Source organism: Kitasatospora sp. NBC_00374 (assembly GCF_041434935.1).
In the GTDB taxonomy this organism is placed as follows: domain Bacteria; phylum Actinomycetota; class Actinomycetes; order Streptomycetales; family Streptomycetaceae; genus Kitasatospora.
The window spans coordinates 6,880,186-6,897,378 of record NZ_CP107964.1; the positions used below are offsets into that span (position 1 = coordinate 6,880,186).

At 74.0% G+C, this 17,193-nt stretch carries 11 protein-coding genes and 1 tRNA gene; 4 read left to right on the plus strand and 8 right to left on the minus strand.

Features of this window, described 5'->3' with window-relative positions:
* Window positions 1-21: 21 nt before the first annotated feature.
* The 4 genes from OG871_RS30545 to OG871_RS30560 form a co-directional block, all read right to left on the minus strand.
* On the minus strand, window positions 22-1,290 hold the full coding sequence (locus tag OG871_RS30545; protein WP_371501219.1) for a cytochrome P450: 1,269 nt from the start codon (window positions 1,288-1,290) through the stop codon (window positions 22-24).
* A 225-nt stretch (window positions 1,291-1,515) separates the two neighbouring features.
* On the minus strand, window positions 1,516-5,343 hold the full coding sequence (locus OG871_RS30550; protein WP_371501220.1) for a type I polyketide synthase: 3,828 nt from the start codon (window positions 5,341-5,343) through the stop codon (window positions 1,516-1,518).
* Window positions 5,344-5,606: 263 nt separating this feature from the next.
* Window positions 5,607-8,033: a SpoIIE family protein phosphatase gene (locus tag OG871_RS30555; protein WP_371501221.1), complete on the minus strand. Its 2,427-nt coding sequence runs from the start codon at window positions 8,031-8,033 to the stop codon at window positions 5,607-5,609.
* A gap of 260 nt (window positions 8,034-8,293) precedes the next feature.
* Window positions 8,294-8,381 (minus strand) — tRNA-Leu (locus OG871_RS30560).
* 242 nt (window positions 8,382-8,623) lie between these two features.
* Here OG871_RS30560 and OG871_RS30565 point away from each other — a divergent pair.
* From OG871_RS30565 to OG871_RS30575, 3 genes are all read left to right on the plus strand, one after another.
* Window positions 8,624-9,961 carry a M20/M25/M40 family metallo-hydrolase gene (locus tag OG871_RS30565; protein ID WP_371501222.1) on the plus strand — a complete coding sequence of 446 codons (1,338 nt, stop codon included), beginning with the start codon at window positions 8,624-8,626 and terminating at the stop codon, window positions 9,959-9,961.
* Window positions 9,962-10,212: 251 nt separating this feature from the next.
* Complete coding sequence (locus OG871_RS30570; RefSeq protein ID WP_371501223.1) at window positions 10,213-10,455, plus strand: chaplin; 243 nt, start codon at window positions 10,213-10,215, stop codon at window positions 10,453-10,455.
* A 343-nt stretch (window positions 10,456-10,798) separates the two neighbouring features.
* Window positions 10,799-11,566, plus strand: a complete 768-nt coding sequence (locus OG871_RS30575) for a chaplin (protein WP_371501224.1) — start codon at window positions 10,799-10,801, stop codon at window positions 11,564-11,566.
* 115 nt (window positions 11,567-11,681) lie between these two features.
* Here OG871_RS30575 and OG871_RS30580 read toward each other — a convergent pair whose 3' ends face one another.
* Window positions 11,682-11,879 carry a DUF5703 family protein gene (locus OG871_RS30580; RefSeq protein ID WP_033817856.1) on the minus strand — a complete coding sequence of 66 codons (198 nt, stop codon included), beginning with the start codon at window positions 11,877-11,879 and terminating at the stop codon, window positions 11,682-11,684.
* A gap of 354 nt (window positions 11,880-12,233) precedes the next feature.
* On the opposite strand from OG871_RS30580, the gene OG871_RS30585 reads away from it, so the two are divergent.
* Entirely contained in the window at window positions 12,234-12,851 is a 618-nt protein-coding gene (locus tag OG871_RS30585; protein ID WP_371501225.1) for a hypothetical protein, read from the plus strand.
* A gap of 84 nt (window positions 12,852-12,935) precedes the next feature.
* Here the strand turns inward: OG871_RS30585 and OG871_RS30590 are convergent, their stop codons facing one another.
* From OG871_RS30590 to OG871_RS30600, 3 genes are all read right to left on the minus strand, one after another.
* Complete coding sequence (locus OG871_RS30590; protein ID WP_371501226.1) at window positions 12,936-13,814, minus strand: MBL fold metallo-hydrolase; 879 nt, start codon at window positions 13,812-13,814, stop codon at window positions 12,936-12,938.
* A 100-nt stretch (window positions 13,815-13,914) separates the two neighbouring features.
* Window positions 13,915-15,948: an AAA family ATPase gene (locus OG871_RS30595; RefSeq protein ID WP_371501227.1), complete on the minus strand. Its 2,034-nt coding sequence runs from the start codon at window positions 15,946-15,948 to the stop codon at window positions 13,915-13,917.
* Between the two features lie 23 nt (window positions 15,949-15,971).
* Complete coding sequence (locus OG871_RS30600) at window positions 15,972-16,952, minus strand: aldo/keto reductase (RefSeq protein WP_371501228.1); 981 nt, start codon at window positions 16,950-16,952, stop codon at window positions 15,972-15,974.
* Window positions 16,953-17,193 lie beyond the last annotated feature (241 nt).

The window sequence follows — 17,193 nt, forward strand, 5'->3', positions numbered from 1 at the left end:
CGGTGGGCGCGGGCGGCCGCGTCAGTCGACGAGCAGCGGCAGTTCGCGCACCCCGCGGACCGAACCGGCCCGCCAGCGAAGCCGGTCGGCGGGCACCGCGAGCCGCAGGTTCGGGTAGCGGCGCAGCGCGGTGCCGAGGGTGATCTCCACCTCCAGCTGGGCCAGCCGGGCGCCGATGCAGTAGTGCAGGCCGTAGCCGAAGCCGAGCTGCTTGGCGGTGGCGGTCCGGGTGACGTCGAAGCGGTCGGGCTCCGCCCAGTGACGGGGATCGCGGTTGGCGGCGGCCACGCCGAGAACCACGTAGGAGCCCTGCGGGATCGTCACCCCGCCGATCTCGACGTCCTCCAGCGCGTACCGGTTCAGACCCGGGTTGACCGGGCCCTCGAAGCGCAGCACCTCGTCGACGACACCCGGCAGCAGGCCGGGCTCGGCCCGCACCGCGGCCAGCTGCTCGGGGTGCTGGAGCAGGGAGAGCACCGCGCTGCTGATCAGCTGCGCCGAGGTCTCGTAGCCGCCGAACAGCAACAGGCCGGCCATGCTGACCAGTTCGTCGTCGGTCAGGCCCTGGCCACCGGTGGTGACCCTGGTCAGCTCGCTGAACAGGTCGGGGCCGGGCTCGGCGCGCCGCGCCGTGACGAGGGAGCGCACATAGGTGTCGAAGGCGTCCAGGGCCGCGATCGTCCGGCGGGCGGCCTCGTCGTCCGGCACGAAGCCGCCGAGGACACTGGCCGCGGTACGGAACAGGTCCGCGTCCGAGGACGGCACCCCCAGCAGCTCGCAGATGACCGTGATCGGCAGCTGGTTGGAGACGGCCTCCACCAGGTCGAACTCCGTGCGCCCGGCGAGCGCGTCGAAGAGTTCGTCGGTGATCTCCTGGATCCGCGGGCGCATACCCTCGATCCGCTTGGCACTGAAGGTCCTGACGACCAGCTTGCGCAGCCGGTCGTGGTCCGGCGGGTCGAGGTTGGCCATCGCCCGGCCGAGCAGGCTGCTGGTCCGCAGCGCCACCTGCCAGCTCGGCGGAAGCGGCTCGGGCGGCAGCACCTTCTGCAGGCCGCGGGCCAGTTCGTTGCTCAACCGAGGGTCGGCCAGCGCCGCCATCACCTCGTCGTAACGGGTGATCAGCCACCGCTCGGTGCCGTTCGGCAGCCGCACCCGGTGGACCGGGCCGGCCTCGCGCAGGCGCTCCAGGTCGGGGAAGGGGTTCTGGGTGAACTCGGCGTCGAGGTGGTGGACGGTGTCGGCTGCGCCCGCGAGGTACGGGCAGCTCGCCTGGTCGGTCTCTGGCACGGGAATCCTTTGTCCGCCGGACGGTCGGTCCGGACATGGCACGGTGGGGTTCGGTCGGTCTCGCTCGGTCTCGGCCGCTCTCGGCCGGCCCCGCTCGGCGCTTCGGCGCGCAGGAGCGGCAGGGGGAGAGCTGGGGTGCGCGCGGCCGGGCCCGCAGGCAGGGCTGCGCCCGGAGCCCGGCCGCGCGGGTGTGCGCCGGGATCCGTCGTGCGGATGGGAGGGCGGTCAGTCCAGCGGTTCGAGGTACGGCCGCAGCCGGCCGGCGAGGGTGGCGGCGTGCTCCGGGCCCAGGGCCGACCAGTGGTCGCCCGGCACCGGCTCGACCCGCACCTCGCCCCGGTAGAGCGGGGCCAGGTGCCGGGCGAGCTCGGCGCACCGGGTCTCGTCGGCCGCCGCCTTGAACAGCACCAGGTCGCAGGGCGCCGGCCGCGGACGGTGCCGCAGCATCGCGGTGAGGTTCGCGTTGTGCACCCGGACGAAGTCGGTCGCGCCGGCGGCCCCGGCGAGGTCGCCGATCCGGTTCAGTCCGCCCTGCGCCCCGGCGCCGCGGCCGGGACCGGCGCCGATCAGCTTCGAACGGCCGCGCTTGAGCAGCGCCTCGGCCTGGAAGGACAGCGCCTGTCCCAGCCAGCGGGGGCGGGTGGCGACCGGGCGGCCGCCGGTGTCCGGCAGATAGCCGTCGATCGCCAGCAGCAGCCTCACCTCCTCCCCTTCGTCGAGGAGTTGACGCGTCATCTCGTGGGCCACCATCGCCCCGAACGACCAGCCGCCGAGCAGATAGGGGCCGTTCGGCCGGGCGCGGCGCACCACTCCGACCTGGTGCGCGGCGATCTGCTCCAGCCGGTACAGCGTGCGTCGCCGGTCGTGCAGGCCCGGTGACTCGATGCCGTACACCGGGCGGGTTCCGTCCATCGCCGCGGCCAGGTGGCGGTAGCTCAGCGTGCTGCCGCCCGCCGGCGCGAGCAGGAACAGCGGGTCGCGCGGGCCGCCGTCGCGCAGCAGGGTCAGTCCGGGGACGTCGGGCACCGCGGCCCGGTCGGGCCGCGGCGTCCGGGGGGCGGCGGTGTCCGCCGTGGTGGGAGCGGCCTCGCCCGGCGCTCGCTCACCGACGAGCTCGACGAGCCGGCGGAAGGTCAGCGCGGCCGCCACGGCCGCGGCCGGGATCTGGACCCCGGTCTCGGCCCTCACCCGGGCGAGCAGCCCCACGATCATCAGGGACGAACCGCCGAGCTCGTAGAAGTCGTCCCCCGCGAGGGCGGTGTCGACGCCGAGGGCGGCGCGCCAGAGCGCGGCCAGCCGTTCCGTACGGGCTTCGCCGGAACCGTCCTGACCGGTCCGGGCCGGTGCGGACGGCGTCCCGAAGGACCGCGGCCCGGCGGACCGCGGCTCGGTGGCCTGCGGCTCGGCGGCCTGCAGCCCGGTGGACTCCTCACCGGCGTCCCCGGTCCGGTCCCGGCCGGGCGCCGGGCGGCAGCGGGTGCCGGACATCGGGTGGGGCGGGAGCGAGACCAGCCGGCCCCGGCCGGTCGGCGTCAGCTCGTCCCAGGGCACGTCCACCCCGCGCTCCCAGAGCCGGCCGAGACCGCGCAGCACGGCGGCGTCCTCCCGCCCCGGGTCGCGCCCGAGCAGCGCCACGGCCGAGGCCCGGGCCGGCGCGCCGAGCGCACCGCCGGCGGCCTGGCGGCCGAGCCCGTCGCCGGGCCCGAGCTCGACCAGCACCTTCGCCCCGCTGTCCGCCAGCGTCCGCAGCCCGTCCGCCAGTCGCACCGTGCCGAGCAGCTGCCCGGCCCAGTAGTCGGGATCGCCGACCGAGGTGTGCTCCGCCCAGCCGCCGGTGAGATTCGAGACGAACGGCACCCGGGGGGCCCGGTGCGCGGTGGCCGCCACCGCCCGGCGCAGCGCATCCGCGGACGAGGCCATCAAGGGCGAGTGGAACGCGTGCTCGGTCTCCAGAAGCCTGACCTGGACGCCGAGTTCGCGCTGTGCCTCGGCCAGCTCGGTGATCCGCCGCACGGGGCCGGAGAGCACCACATGGTCGCCGCCGGCCACCGCGAGGGCCACGTCCGCGTCGAGCAGGGCGGCGGCCTCGTCCGGGCCGATCCGCAGGGCCAGCATCCGGCCCGGCGCGGCGTGGTGCATGGCCCGGGCGCGCTGCCACACCAGGCCGAGCGCGTCCGGCAGGCTCCAGACGCCGGCGACCGCGGCGGCGGTGTACTCGCCGACGCTCTGCCCGAGGAGCGCGGTCGGATGCACGTCCCAGCTCGCCAGCTGCTGGGCGAGACCGTAGCCGAGGACGAACAGGCCGAGCTGCTGGTGCCGGGTGTCGGCGAACCACGCCGCCGGGGTGGCGGGGTCGAGCATCGCGCCGAGCTCGACCCCGAACCGCTGCCGCACCTGCTCGCGGCAGTCCTCGAAGACGTCCCTGAAGACCGGCAGGACCGCGTGGGCGCCCCGCCCGTGGCCCGCCCGCAGGGCGCCCTGGCCGGGGAAGAGGAAGGCGGTCTCCGGTTCGCGCTCCGCGTGCGTGACCCGTTCGGCCTCGCGCAGGCCCCGGGCCGCCGGGCCGGGGGCGTCGGCCACCACGGTGACCCGGTGGCGGAAGCGGCGCCGGGCGGCCAGGGTGCGTGCGGTGTCGGCGAGGGCGGGGGCGTCCGGCGCACCGAGCCGGTCGGCGAGCTGTTCGCGCAGCGTGTGCAGGGACTCGGGGGAGGATGCGGACAGGCACAGCAGGGCCGGGCCGGCCCCGTCCCGCCCGCTCGGTGCGGGGCCGGTCGGCGGGGCCTCCCCGAGCACCACGTGCGCGTTGGTCCCGCCGATCCCGAACGAGCTGACCCCGGCCAGCCGCGGCCCCTCGCTCACCCAGGGGCTCAGTGCGGTGCTGACCCGGAACGGCGTGGTGGCCAGCTTCAGTTCGGGATTGGGGCGTTCGAAGTGCGGGGTCGGTACGAACTCGCGGTGCTGGAGCATCAGCGCGGTCTTGATCAGCCCGGCGACCCCGGACGCCGCACCGGTGTGCCCGATGTTGGCCTTCGCGGCACCGATCAGGCAGTAGCCGACGCGATCGGTGCCGGCCCGGTACGCCGCGGTGAGCGCGGCCAGCTCGACGGGGTCGCCGACCCGGGTGCCGGTGCCGTGGGCCTCCACGTAGCCGATCTCGTCCGCCCCGACACCGGCCTGGGCCATGGCCAGCTCGATCACGTCCCGCTGGCCGGCCACCGAAGGAGCGGTGAACCCGATCTTCTCGCCGCCGTCGTTGTTGATCGCCGAGCCCCGGATCACCGCGACGATCCGGTCCCCGTGCGCCAGCGCGTCCTCCAGCCGCTTGAGCACCACCACGCCGACGCCGCTGCTGCTCACCGTTCCGGTGGCGGCGGCGTCGAAGGCACGGCAGCGCCCGTCCTCGGCCAGGATGTTGCCGTCCTGGTGGAGGTAGCCCCCCGCCTCCGGCAGCCGGACCGTCACCCCGCCGGCCAGCGCGGTGTCGCACTCGTACCCGAGCAGCGCGCGGCAGGCCTGGTGCACGGCGACCAGCGAGGTCGAGCAGGCGGTCTGGACGGTGACCGCGGGCCCGCGCAGACCGAGCTTGTACGCGACCCGGGTGGCCAGGAAGTCCTTCTCGTACCCGATGATCCGCATGGTGGCGCGGGCCGGGTCGGAGTCGGGGGAGCCGGGCGCCGCCGCGGTGTCGCAGCCCGCGTAGACGCCGATCCAGCCGTCGGTGCGGGCGGGGTCGGTGCCGGCGTCGTCCAGCGCCTGCGCCGCGCACTCCAGAAACACCCGCTGCTGAGGGTCGATCCCCTCGGCCTCGGCCGCGCTGTAGCCGAAGTGCTCCCAGTCGAAGCGGTCGCCGCCGGCGATCACGCCACGCGCCGGCACGTAGTCCGGGTGGTCGGCCAGGGCCGGATCCACCCCCGCCGCCAGCAGCTCGGCCCGGCCGAACCGGCTGATGCCGTCGGCGCCGGCCCGGAGGTTGCGCCAGAACTCGTCGACGTCCCCGGCGCCGGGGAGCCGGCAGGACATCCCAATGATCGCGATCGCGTTTTCCTGATTCATCGGGACTACCCCTAACTGGGAGCGACTGGACGGCGGCCACCCGGCCCGGCCCACCGCAGTTCGCGCGGTGCGGGCCGGCACCCGGACGGTGGTACGCCGGAGCCACGGAGGCGGGCGGAGGCGTCCTCGTTTCGGTAGGGCGCGCTGCCTGTCTCCTGACGTCCCGAAGGCTAGGCGCGGCTGATCAACGGTCGATCTATGAGTGATCAACCGGTCGTCGGCCGGCGTCGACCGCACACCCGCGCGGCATGCCGTGCGCACGGTTACGGCAGTGGCAGCTCGGTCCACACCGTCTTGCCGTTGCGGCCGTAGCGAGCGCCCCAGCGTTCGGTGAGCTGGGCGACCAGGAACAGGCCGCGCCCGCCCTCGTCGGTGCTGCGGGAGTGCCGCAGGTGGGGTGAGGTGCTACTGCCGTCCGAGACCTCGCAGATCAGGGAGCGGTCGCGGATGAGCCGCAGGACCACCGGTGCTCCGCCGTAGCGGTAGGCGTTGGTGACCAGCTCGCTGACGACCAGTTCGGCGATGAAGGCCAGCTCGTCGAGCCCCCACTCGGCCAGCGTGGCCGTGGTCAGCTCGCGGGCCCGGGCGGCAGCGGTCGGCTCCGCGGACAGCCCCCAGGAGGCCACGTTCTCCGCGGCCAGTATCCGGGTCCGCGCGATGAGCAGCGCGACGTCGTCGCGCGACAGCTCGGGCAGCAGGATGTCCTCCACCGCCTTGCAGGTCTCCTCCAGCGGCTGGGCGGGACGGCGGAGCGCCTCGCGCAGCCGCTGCAGCCCGAGGTCGATGTCGCGGCTCCGGGCCTCGATGAGCCCGTCGGTGTACAGGACCAGCAGACTCCCCTCGGGGAGCTGCACTTCGGCGGCCTCGAAGGGCAGGCCACCCAGGCCCAGCGGAGGCCCCGCAGGCAGGTCGGGAAGGCTGAAGCGGCCGTCCGGAGTCACCACCGCGGGCGGCAGGTGGCCGGCCCGTGCCAGCGTGCACTGTCCGGTGACGGGGTCGTACACCGCGTAGAGGCAGGTCGCGCCGACGATCTGCTGGGCCTGTGAAGCTCCGTGGGCGGGCTCCTGTTCGTCGGCCAGACGGCTCACGAGGTCGTCCAGATGGAAGAGCACCTCGTCCGGTGCGAGGTCCTGGTTGGCCAGGGTGTGCACGGCGGTGCGCAGCCGACCCATGGTGGCCGCGGCGTGCAGGCCGTGGCCGACCACGTCGCCCACGACCAGGGCGACCCGGGCACCGGAGAGCGGGATGACGTCGAACCAGTCGCCGCCGATGCCCGCGGCGGGATCGGCCGGCAGATAACGATGGGCGACTTCGACGGCGCGGTAGTCGGGCAGCCTGCGCGGCAGCAGACTGCGCTGCAGGGTCAGCGCCGCCTGGTGCTGCTGGGTGTAACGGCGGGCGTTGTCGATGCAGACGGCGGCGCGGGCCGCGAACTCCTCGGCGAGTGTGAGGTCGTCCTCCTCGAACGGTTCGGGCCGCCAGGCCCGCCACAGGCTGACCGTGCCCAGCAACACGCCACGGGCGGTCAGCGGCACCACGATCAGGGAGTGCCCCCCAAGGGCGATGGCGCGCCTGGACCGTTCGGGATCCTGGAAGTACCAGCCGGGGCTGGTCTCCAGCCCGGCCTCGAGGACCGGCAACTGCTCGGCGAGGCACTTGGCCTGCGGTGTGCGGCGGTCGAAGCGGAAGACCTCGCCGACCGGGTACATCACCTCCAGCGCCTCCTGCCGGACCGAGTGGACCGCCGCTCTGCGCACGGGCCCCGATGCGTCGTGGGCGGGTTCCTCGCCGCGGACCACCGGCTCCAGCAGGTCCACCGAGGCGGCGTCGGCCAGATCGGGGACTGCCACGTCGACCAGCTCCCGGGCGGTCTGTGCCACGTCCAGGGTGGTGCCGATGCGGGCGCTCGCCCGGTTGAGCAGCGCCAGCCGGCGCCGGGCCCGGTGGCGGTCGGTGACGTCCTCCACCATCTGGGTGACTCCGAGGACCCGGCCCGAGGGGTCCTGCAGCCGGAAGGCCGAGATCGCCACCATCCGCTCACGGTTGGGTTCCCGCCGAAGTCGGCAGGGCTGCTCGGTGAAGATCAGTGGCTCGCCCGTCTCCAGCACCCGTCGCAGGTGTCGGTCGATCGCCTCCACGTCGGGCCCGATCAGGAAGTCGCCCATACGGCGGCCACGGTGCTGCTCGGCCGGAACCTCGCTGAAACCGGCGATCGCCCTGTTGACCCGCAGGATGCCCAGGTCGGGGGCGTGCACCACGAGACCGATCGGGGAGCGCCGGAACAGGCCGTCCAAGACCGACCGGTCCGTCTCCCACTGCACCACCTGCTCGGCCGGCGCCGCGACCAGGAACCACTCGCACCGCAGGTCGGCCCGGGTCACCGAGCGGACCCGGAGTCCCAGCTCCACCCTGCGGCCGCTGCGGTGCAGCACGGGCAGCACCCCGAACCAGCCGTCCTCCCGCTCGCACTCCGCGATCGCGCTCAGCACGGCGTCCTGATCGGCGGCGTCCACCAGGAAGTCGGCCGCCGCGCGACCGAGCACCTCCCGCGGCCGATAGCCGAGCAGGCCCTCGGCTCGCTCGCTCCAGCCGACGACCCTGCCACCGTCGTCCAGGACCGCCCATGCCGCACGACGCACTGCGAACGGATCCTCGGGAGCCTCGCTGAACGCGGGCACCGGTGCGTCCATATCGCCAGTATCGCCGAGGACTGATCATCCGACCTGCTGAGAAGCGGATCGTGACCGTCGAGTCGCGACCCGCACATTTCGTGTGCGAAAAGAAGCGTCCGAGGGGGACTGAGCGCTCGCCTCGTTCACGAGCGTTCGCCCGCCGGAGAGTCGACCGTCCGGGTTTCCGTGTGGCTGCCGTCCGGCACGGTCGTCGTCACGTGGTTGGTCACGCCACAGTCCGGAAAAGCAAAAAACCCCTGATCAACAGGGGTCTCAGCTGGTGTCCGAGGGGGGACTTGAACCCCCACGCCCGATAAAGGGCACTAGCACCTCAAGCTAGCGCGTCTGCCATTCCGCCACCCGGACCAGGTGTGCCGTCCGCGCCGCTCTCCGCCGCGCTGACTCCGTAACTGTAGCAAAGATCGGCTTGCGGACCCAAAACCGTCCCCGCCCGCCGGGCCGGCCGTCGGACTGCGGATATTCGCTCTTGGGCGGGGGCGCCCGGCGGGGGAGGATGACGGGATGGTGCCCGTGCCCGGCTGGGCCGGGGTGGTGTGCAGGCCGCGCCGCACGGGCCGCAGACACGTCGGCAGAGACGAGGAGTGACCGTGAGCGAGTCGAGGGCGGAGCAGGCGGGTGCCGCGCGGGTGACGGCGGAGTCGGAGGTCGCCGAGATCTGCCGTGACCTGATCCGGATCGACACCAGCAACTACGGGGACGGATCGGGCCCCGGCGAGCGCAAGGCGGCCGAGTACGTAGCGGAGCAGCTGGCCGAGTTCGGCCTGGAGCCGACGATCATCGAGTCGGCGAAGGGCCGGGCGTCCACCGTGGTCCGGATCGAGGGCGAGGACCGCTCCCGGCCCGGCCTGCTGATCCACGGGCACACGGACGTCGTCCCGGCCGACGCCGCGGACTGGACCTACGACCCGTTCGCGGGCGAGATCGCCGACGGCTGCGTCTGGGGCCGCGGCGCGGTCGACATGAAGGACATGGACGCGATGACCCTGGCGGTCGTCCGCGACCGGCTGCGGACCGGCCGCAAGCCCCCGCGCGACCTGGTGCTCGCCTTCGTCGCGGACGAGGAGGCCGGCGGCACCTACGGCGCCCGCTACCTGGTGGACAAGCACCCGGACCTCTTCGAGGGCGTGACGGAGGGCATCGGCGAGGTCGGCGGCTTCTCCTTCACGGTCAACAACGACGTCCGGCTCTACCTGATCGAGACGGCCGAGAAGGGCATGCACTGGATGCGGCTCACGGTCGAGGGCCGGGCCGGGCACGGGTCGATGGAGAACGACGACAACGCCATCACCGAGCTGTGCGAGGCGGTCGCCCGGCTCGGCCGGCACACCTTCCCGCTGCGGATCACCAAGACCGTCAAGGCCTTCCTGGACGAGCTCTCGGACGCCCTCGGCGTGCCGCTCGACCCGAACAACATGGACGAGACGCTGCGGGTGCTCGGCGGCATCGCCAAGATGATCGGCACCACGCTGCGCAACACGGCCCAGCCGACCATGCTCGGCGCCGGCTACAAGGTGAACGTGATCCCCGGCCAGGCCAGCGCGCACGTGGACGGCCGCTTCCTGCCCGGCTACGAGGAGGAGTTCCTGACCGAGCTCGACAGCGTGCTCGGCCCGCGGGTGAAGCGCGAGACCCTGCACTCGGACAAGGCGATCGAGACCGGCTTCGACGGCGCCCTGGTGGACGCCATGCAGCTGGCGCTGCGCGCCGAGGACCCGATCGCGCGGGCGGTGCCGTACTGCCTCTCCGGGGGGACGGACGCCAAGTCCTTCCAGGACCTCGGGATCCGCTGCTTCGGGTTCGCGCCGCTGCAGCTCCCGCCGGAGCTGGACTTCGCCGGGATGTTCCACGGCGTGGACGAGCGGGTGCCGGTGGACGGCCTGAAGTTCGGCGTGCGGGTGCTGGACCGGTTCCTCGACGCCTGCTGAGGCGCTGTTCGGACGACGGCCCGTCCCGGGGTTTCCCGGGGCGGGCCGGCCGCATTGTCTGAGCGGATGATTAGGGACAGTCCGACACGCGGGTGAAGAAACGATACGTCCCGGAATTCAAGGTCGGGCATATGTGCGACCTGTCACCTCTGGGGGTGAATGGGTGATCTCCTCCGTACCCCGTTTGCCACACCCTCGTTCACCCATATGCAGTCCGGGGAACGGGCTGCGGAATCGACCAGGAGGAAACCATGAAGGTCAAGAAGATCGCCGCTGTCGCCGCTGCCGCGGGTGGCCTGGTGCTCGCCGGTGCGGGTGTCGCGTCCGCCCACGGCGGTGCCACCGCCCACGGTGCCGCGGTGGGCTCCCCGGGCGTGCTGTCGGGCAACCTGATTCAGGTCCCGGTGCACGTGCCGGTCAACGTCTGCGGCAACACCATCAGCGTGATCGGCCTGCTGAACCCGGCGTTCGGCAACAACTGCCAGAACTTCTGAGCCGAACGACGGCTCGACGACGGCTCGAAGACGACCCGATGACGGCCCGGCCGGGGACCGAGGAGGGCCCGGCCGGGGTCTGCGGGTGAAGGTCGGTCGACCGATGCGCCCCTGAGCGGTGGATCCGCCGCTCAGGGGCGCATCCGCGTGTCCGGCCGGCGTCAACGCGGCACGCTGCTATCGCGATCACTCGATCGAATGAATTGGGGCCTTCCGGCTCAACCTTCCCTACTCTCCGTCGTTGTAGAGGGGTACCGGCGAGTCATTCGTCGGGAATTCCGACAAGTACAGAAGTCAGGGGAGTCAATTGCGACAGGTCGCTAAGAAGGGCCTCCTCACTGCCATGGCCACCGGTAGCGTGCTGGCCTCGACGGCGGGCTACGCCTATGCCGCCGGCAGCGAGGCCCAGGGCGGGGCGGCGAACTCGCCGGGCGTCGCCTCGGGGAACTCCGTTCAGGTCCCCGTGGACATCCCGGTCAACGCCTGCGGCAACACGGTGGACGTCGTCGGCCTGCTGAATCCGGCCTTCGGCAACCAGTGCGGCAACACCGCGCACAGCAGGAGCGCCCACCAGCCGACCCACCCGGGCGGCGCGTCGGCGAGCGGTACGACCGCCAACTCGCCCGGCGTCGGCTCCGGCAACGGGGTCCACGCACCGATCGACGTCCCGGTGGACGCCTGTGGGAACTCGGTCAACGTGGTCGGCATCGGCAACCCGGCATTCGGCAACGACTGCGCCAACCACAGCCACCCGGCACCGGTCCACCCCAAGCCGTCCACGCCCCCGGCCGACGAGGACTGCCCGGACACCCCGGGGACGCCCAACCCGCCGCACACCCAGACGCCGCCCACCCAGACGCCGCCCACCCAGACCCCGCCCACCCAGACCCCGCCCACCCAGACCCCGCCCACCGGTACGGACCGCACCGGCACCCCCGGCGGGGACGCGCCCGGCACCACCACCCCGGTGGTCGACACCACCGCCCCGGCCGACACCCAGCGGCAGCTGGCCTCCACCGGTGCGGCCGGCGTGGAGCTGCTCGCGGGCACCGGCGTCCTGCTGCTGCTCGGCGGCGGAGTCCTCTACCGCAGGGCCCGCGCCGCGGCCTGACGCCGTCGGGCGCCGCGCCCGCCGACCAGGCGCCCGTGGCCGTGGGGGAACGGTTACGGGCGCACCGCGCCCCGCCCCGCCGGGGCCGCGCGGGGGTGGCGCCCGCCCGCCGCCGTCACCAGCTGCTGCGCACCTGCCGGATGATCCTCCGCCGCAGCAGGACCGTCCGGCTGCCGTCCGGGAAGAGCCGCAGGCGGTCCAGCTCCCAGTGCCCGTACTCGGCGTGCTCGGTCAGCAGCTGGCGGGCCGCGTTGCGGGTCGTGCCCCGCGGCAGCCGCAGGGACTGGTACTCGTACTCCGGCTGCCGGGTCAGCTTGGGTGGCGTCAAGTCTCTCCTCCTGCGTTTCGGCTGTCGGCAAGCCTAGGGCCTGCCGAGGACATCCGGACCGGGCCGGGTGGACCGGGCGGACCGGCCCCGCACTCCCTCCCGCCTGCCGGGTTGCCCGCCGAGCCTGCCCTGGTCCGGGCTGATCGTCCATCAGTTTTCGGATGTGGACGAGATACCCAGCGCTCCGCCGCCGACCCCCGGAATCACCCGTTCCGCTGGAGTCGTGGTCCGGCACAGAACCACCCGGATCGGACATCGAGGGGTAACTTGCCGGGAATTAACGGCTGTAGGTGACAACCGCTGTGCGTGTCGCCGCCGGGTGGGGATAGCGTCTGCACCATGTCTGATGCCGCGCAGCTCACCGTCAACGAGGTACGCGCCGCCGCCGAGGCGGTCAAGGTCGCAATCGATCGCCACCTGGAAGCAGTTTCGAGCGCCACCGAGGCCGGCGAACCCGCTGTGGTCACTGCCTACGAGGAGCTCGCCGCGGCCGCCATCGCCTACGACCAGCTCCTCTACGAAGCCTACGACGAGGTCACGCCCTTCGAAGTCCCCGGCGACGAGGCGGGCGGCGCCTACCGCGGCCCCGACCAGCCCGAGGCGATCAGCGTGCTGATCCGCCGCGACTACCTGGTCGCCGACCCGTCCCGGCTGCGGGCGCAGGCCGAGCGGGTGGACAGCTCGCTGACGCCCGGCGGCGGCTCCGGCGACGGTGTGACGGCCGCGATCGGCGTGCTGTTCGGCGAGTTCGAGCCGGACGAGATCGCCGCCCGGGCGGAGGAGTTCGGGCTGGAGGAGGGCGACTCCACGCTCTGGGTCTCGGCCACCGAGCCGAGCGACCCCGGTGAGTGGCTGCCCGAGCCGTTCGAGGCGCTGGACCCGGAGCTGCTGATCTGCCGCTTCGACGTCAGCGAGGTCTACGACGACGAGCTGGACGGCTTCGAGCAGGAGCTCTGAGGCCGGGTCCGGGCCGGGCCGGGCATGTTGCCGGACATGCTGCCGGGGGGGGGTGCGTGGGCACGCACCCCCGCCCGTCGGGTGTCAGGCGTCCCGGCAGAGGATGAAGTCGGGGAAGGCGTGCCTGCCGGTCCGGTCCCCGACCTCGTCGATCGCCGTGCGGATGTCCCGCAGCTGGGCGACGGTCATCTGCAGCGGCGGTTCGTCCGGCTGGTACACGGTGCGGATCGGGTAGTCCACGCCCGGTTCGGTGGTCATCTCGATGTGGCAGCCGAGCACGTGGGTGACCGGGCGGGTGCCGGCGAAGGCGATCAGACGGTCGATCGTCCGGCGGAAGGCCGGCCAGTCGGCCACGTACAGCCGCCCGGGATAGACCGTGTCGCCGGTGAGCAGGAAGCCGGTGTGCGGGTCGTAGTACGTGACGGCCGCCGGGTGGTGCCCCGGCGTGGCCAGGCACTCCAGGACCCTGCCCCCGAGGTCCACCCGGGCCACCCGGTCCGGGTCGCCGGCGAAACCGAAGTACTCCCACGCCCCGTCCAGCGCGGCCGGGACGAGGACGGTGTCGGGCCGGTCGGCGAACTGCACGTCGCCCGCGACGTGGTCGCCGTGCGCGTGGCTGTGCAGGACGAGCAGCGGGTAGTGCTGCCGGGGGTACGCGGCCAGCCGGCGCTCGACCAGCTCGTCGACGACCCGGCGCAGCGGGAAGAACTCGGCGGACGCCGTGGCGCCGGTGTCGATCAGAACGGCCCGGTCGTTGCCGAACAGCAGGTAGAGGAACGGCGCCTCGTAGTCGATCGCCATGTTCTGGCGCAGGATGAAGGTGTGCTCGTCGTAGGCGTGCACCTGGATGTCCGGATCGGTGTTGTGCTTCGCCGACGGCGATCCGTGGATCCAGTCGACGTCCAGCGGGCGCGGCTCGGGAGCCCCCGATCCGAACTCCGACTGCCGTGTGTCTGCGCTCATGGTGGCTCCCACCCCGGTATCGACCTGCCTGTCGGCGCGTGTGGTGGCGGTCCGGGCGGGGTGCACCCGGCCGGACCGCCACCGGAGGCCGGCTCGCAGGCTACCCCTGCTCGGCGTGCTCGGCGAGGATGGCCCGCAGCCGGGTGCCGCGCGGCTGCGCGGGCCGCTCGGCGACGGCCTGCGGCAGCGCCTGGCCGACGGCGTGGACCACGGACAGGTGGCGCTCCGCCCGGCCGAACGCGGTGTACACCCACTGCCGGGTCAGGGTGGCCGCAGCGTCCTCCGGCAGCACGGTGACGACGGCGGCCCACCGACGGCCGACGGCCTGGTGGGCGGTGAGGGCCCAGCCGTGCCGGAGCCCGGCGGCCTGGGCGGGGGAGAGGGTCAGCCGCTCGCCGTCGGCCAGTTCGAGGTGCAGCCCGGCCGCGTCGCCGTCCAGCACCCGGCCGGGCCGGCTGACCCCGAGGGAGGGCGAGTGGACCACTCGGTCGCCCGGGTCGAAGCCGCCGAACCGGCCGGGTCCGGGGTTGAGCCGGGCCTTGGCGGCGGCGTTCAGCGCCCGGGTGCCGGCGCTGCCGCCGTGCCCGGGGGTGAGCAGCACGGTGTCCTCGGCGGCGATGCCGAGCGCGCGCGGGATCGAGTCGCCGAGCAGCTGCACCGCGCGGTGGACTGCCTCGGCACCGTCCTTCGCCCCGAGGATCACCACCTCCTTCTCCGGCGCCTCGACGGTGAGCAGCTCGCCGATGCCGATGCCGGAGACCAGTTCCCCGATCGGCCCGAAGTCGGGAGTGCGGGAGGCGACCACGGGGCAGAGCCTGGCCGCGAGCAGGTCGGCGAAGAAGCGGCCGGGACCGGCGGACCAGAGCTGGCCCGGGTCACCGCTGAGCACCAGCCGGGTGCCGTCCGCGACCGCCTCCAGCAGGGTGGCGGCCTGTTCGACGTCGAGCAGTGGGGCGTCCAGCACCAGCAGGAGGTCGAGGGCCAGTGTGCCGTCGACCGCGCGGCCGGGGCCGGCGGTGCCGGAGAGCAGGTCGGCGAGGGTGGCCACCTGCCCGGCGGCGGGGGAGTCGGGGATCAGCGCGGCCAGCTCGTCGCGGCCCTGGGCCGTCCAGGCCGCGGCCCAGGCCCGCAGGCCGAGGCCGTGCGCGGCGTCCAGGACGGCGGCCGGCTCCGCCCGCGAGGCCTCGCCGCCGGTGTGGGCGACCAGTGCGCTGTCGGCGACGGCGCGCAGCAGCGCGGCGGCGGAGGAGGAGGGCGCGGCGGCGGCCGCGGCCGCCCAGGCGGCCGGGCCGGGGGCCACGGGCGCGGCGGCGGGGTGCTCGGCCGCCGCGGGGTCGCTCTCGGTGTCCTCCCCGGTGTCGTCCCCGGTGTCGTCCCCGGTGTCGACCGGGCTGTCGGGATCGTCCTCGCCGGAGTCGGGCGTGACCGTGTCGGAGCCGGGTGTGAAGGTCGAGAGCACCCGGACCAGGCCGTCGGCCAGGCTCTCCTCGGCGAGCGCGAGCCGCTCCAGGGCGAGCACCGTCCGGGTCGGCGGCTCCTCCTCGTCGTCGGCGCCGGGGCGGCCCGGGAGCTCCTCCTGGAACGCCATGACCAGGCCGTCCACCACGACCGCCTGCAGGGCGGCGGCCGGGTCGGGCAGCCCGAGCCGCTCCAGTCCGGTGGCGACCTCGCCGATCTCCTGGGCCGAGTGCCCGCGCAGCGCCGCCTGCTCCAGCAGCCACGGCACCAGGGCTCCGGCCCGCCGGGGGTCGCCGGGGCCGGCCTCCTGGCCGAGCAGGCCGCGGGCGAACCCGTCCGCCTGCTCGGGGCGGACGCCGGGGAGGGCGAGCACCGCCCACGGGTCCGCCCGCAGGGCCTCGGCGGCGTTCTCGCCGAGCCCGGCGACGGCGGCCGGGGCCAGTGCAGCCGGGGCGCCACCCGAGGTCAGCACCTCGGCGGCGGCGCGCAGTGCGGCGGCCCGCTGCTCGTCGGAGGGCGGAGCGCCCTCCTCGGCGGCCTCGGCCGGGCCGGTGGACGCGTCGTCGTCGGCGCCGCTCTGGCCGACCGCCCGGATCGCCTCCGCCAGCGCGGCCACCGCGCCCGCCCGCTCCTCGGGGGTGGTCGGTTCGGTCGCGCCGCTCGCCGCTTCGGTCATGGGTTCACTCCTCACAGCCGGCGCTACAGCTCCGTCCAGCCCTGGTCCGGGTAGCGGCGCAGTGGAGCTGACACATCGTCCAGCGCGCCGCGGATCTCATCGGGAAGCGTAAGGCTCTCCACCGACAGGGCTGCCAGCAGCTGGGTCGCGTTCCGGGCGCCGACCAGCGCACTCGCCACGCCGGGCCGGTCCCGGACCCAGGCGAGGGCGACGGCCAGCGGGCTGCTGGCGAGACCGTCGGCGGCGGTGGCGAGGGCGTCGACGATCCGGCGCGAGCGGTCGCCGAGGTAGGGCTGGACGAAGCCGGACAGGTAGGCCGAGGCGCCGCGGGACTCCGGCGGCACGCCGTGCCGGTACTTGCCGGTCAGCACGCCGCGGCCGAGCGGGGAGCAGGCGATCAGGCCGAGTCCGGCGTCCCGGGCGGCGGGCAGTACCTCCCGTTCGATGCCGCGCTGGAGCAGCGAGTACTCCATCTGGGTACTGGCCAGCGGGACCCGGTCGTGGCGGGCGCGCTGCCAGGTGGCGGCCTTGGCGAGCTGCCAGCCGCTGAAGTTGGACACGCCGACGTAGCGGGCGCGGCCGGAGGCGACCGCCAGGTCGAGGGCGTGCAGGGTCTCCTCGGTCGGTGTGGCGGGGTCGAAGGCGTGCACCTGCCACAGGTCGACGTGGTCGGTACCGAGCCGGCGCAGTGAGGCGTCGAGGGCGGCCAGCAGGTGGCCGCGGGAGCCGTCGAAGCGGCGGTCGGTGCCCGGGACGCTGCCCGCCTTGGTGGCGACGACCAGCTCGGAGCGGGGGACGAGGCTGTCGGTGAGCCTGGAGATCAGGTACTCGGCGCCGCCGTCGGCGTACACGTCGGCGGTGTCCAGCAGGGTGCCGCCGGCGTCGACGAAGACCTTGAGCTGTTCGGCGGCCTCGTGTTCGTCGGTGTCCCGGCCCCAGGTCATGGTTCCCAGTCCGAGCCGGGAGACCCGGAGCCCGGTCCGTCCGAGGTGGCGCTGTTCCATCGGGCCGGCCTTTCGTCAGCTGACGAACTCGCAGGTCGGGGAGGTTCCGCCCGCTGTCGCCCGAGCGTAGCGCCCGCGCCCTGGGCCGACCCGGAAAGACCCGCGCACACGCCGCGCGCGCCCCTTGGTCGGGGCGCGTCGAGGTCGTCACGCGCCCTCCTCGTGCGGGTGACGCAGCACACACCTACCGGCCAGTAGCATGTCTGTCGAAGGCAGGGCTACGCTCGCGCCACGGACCGAC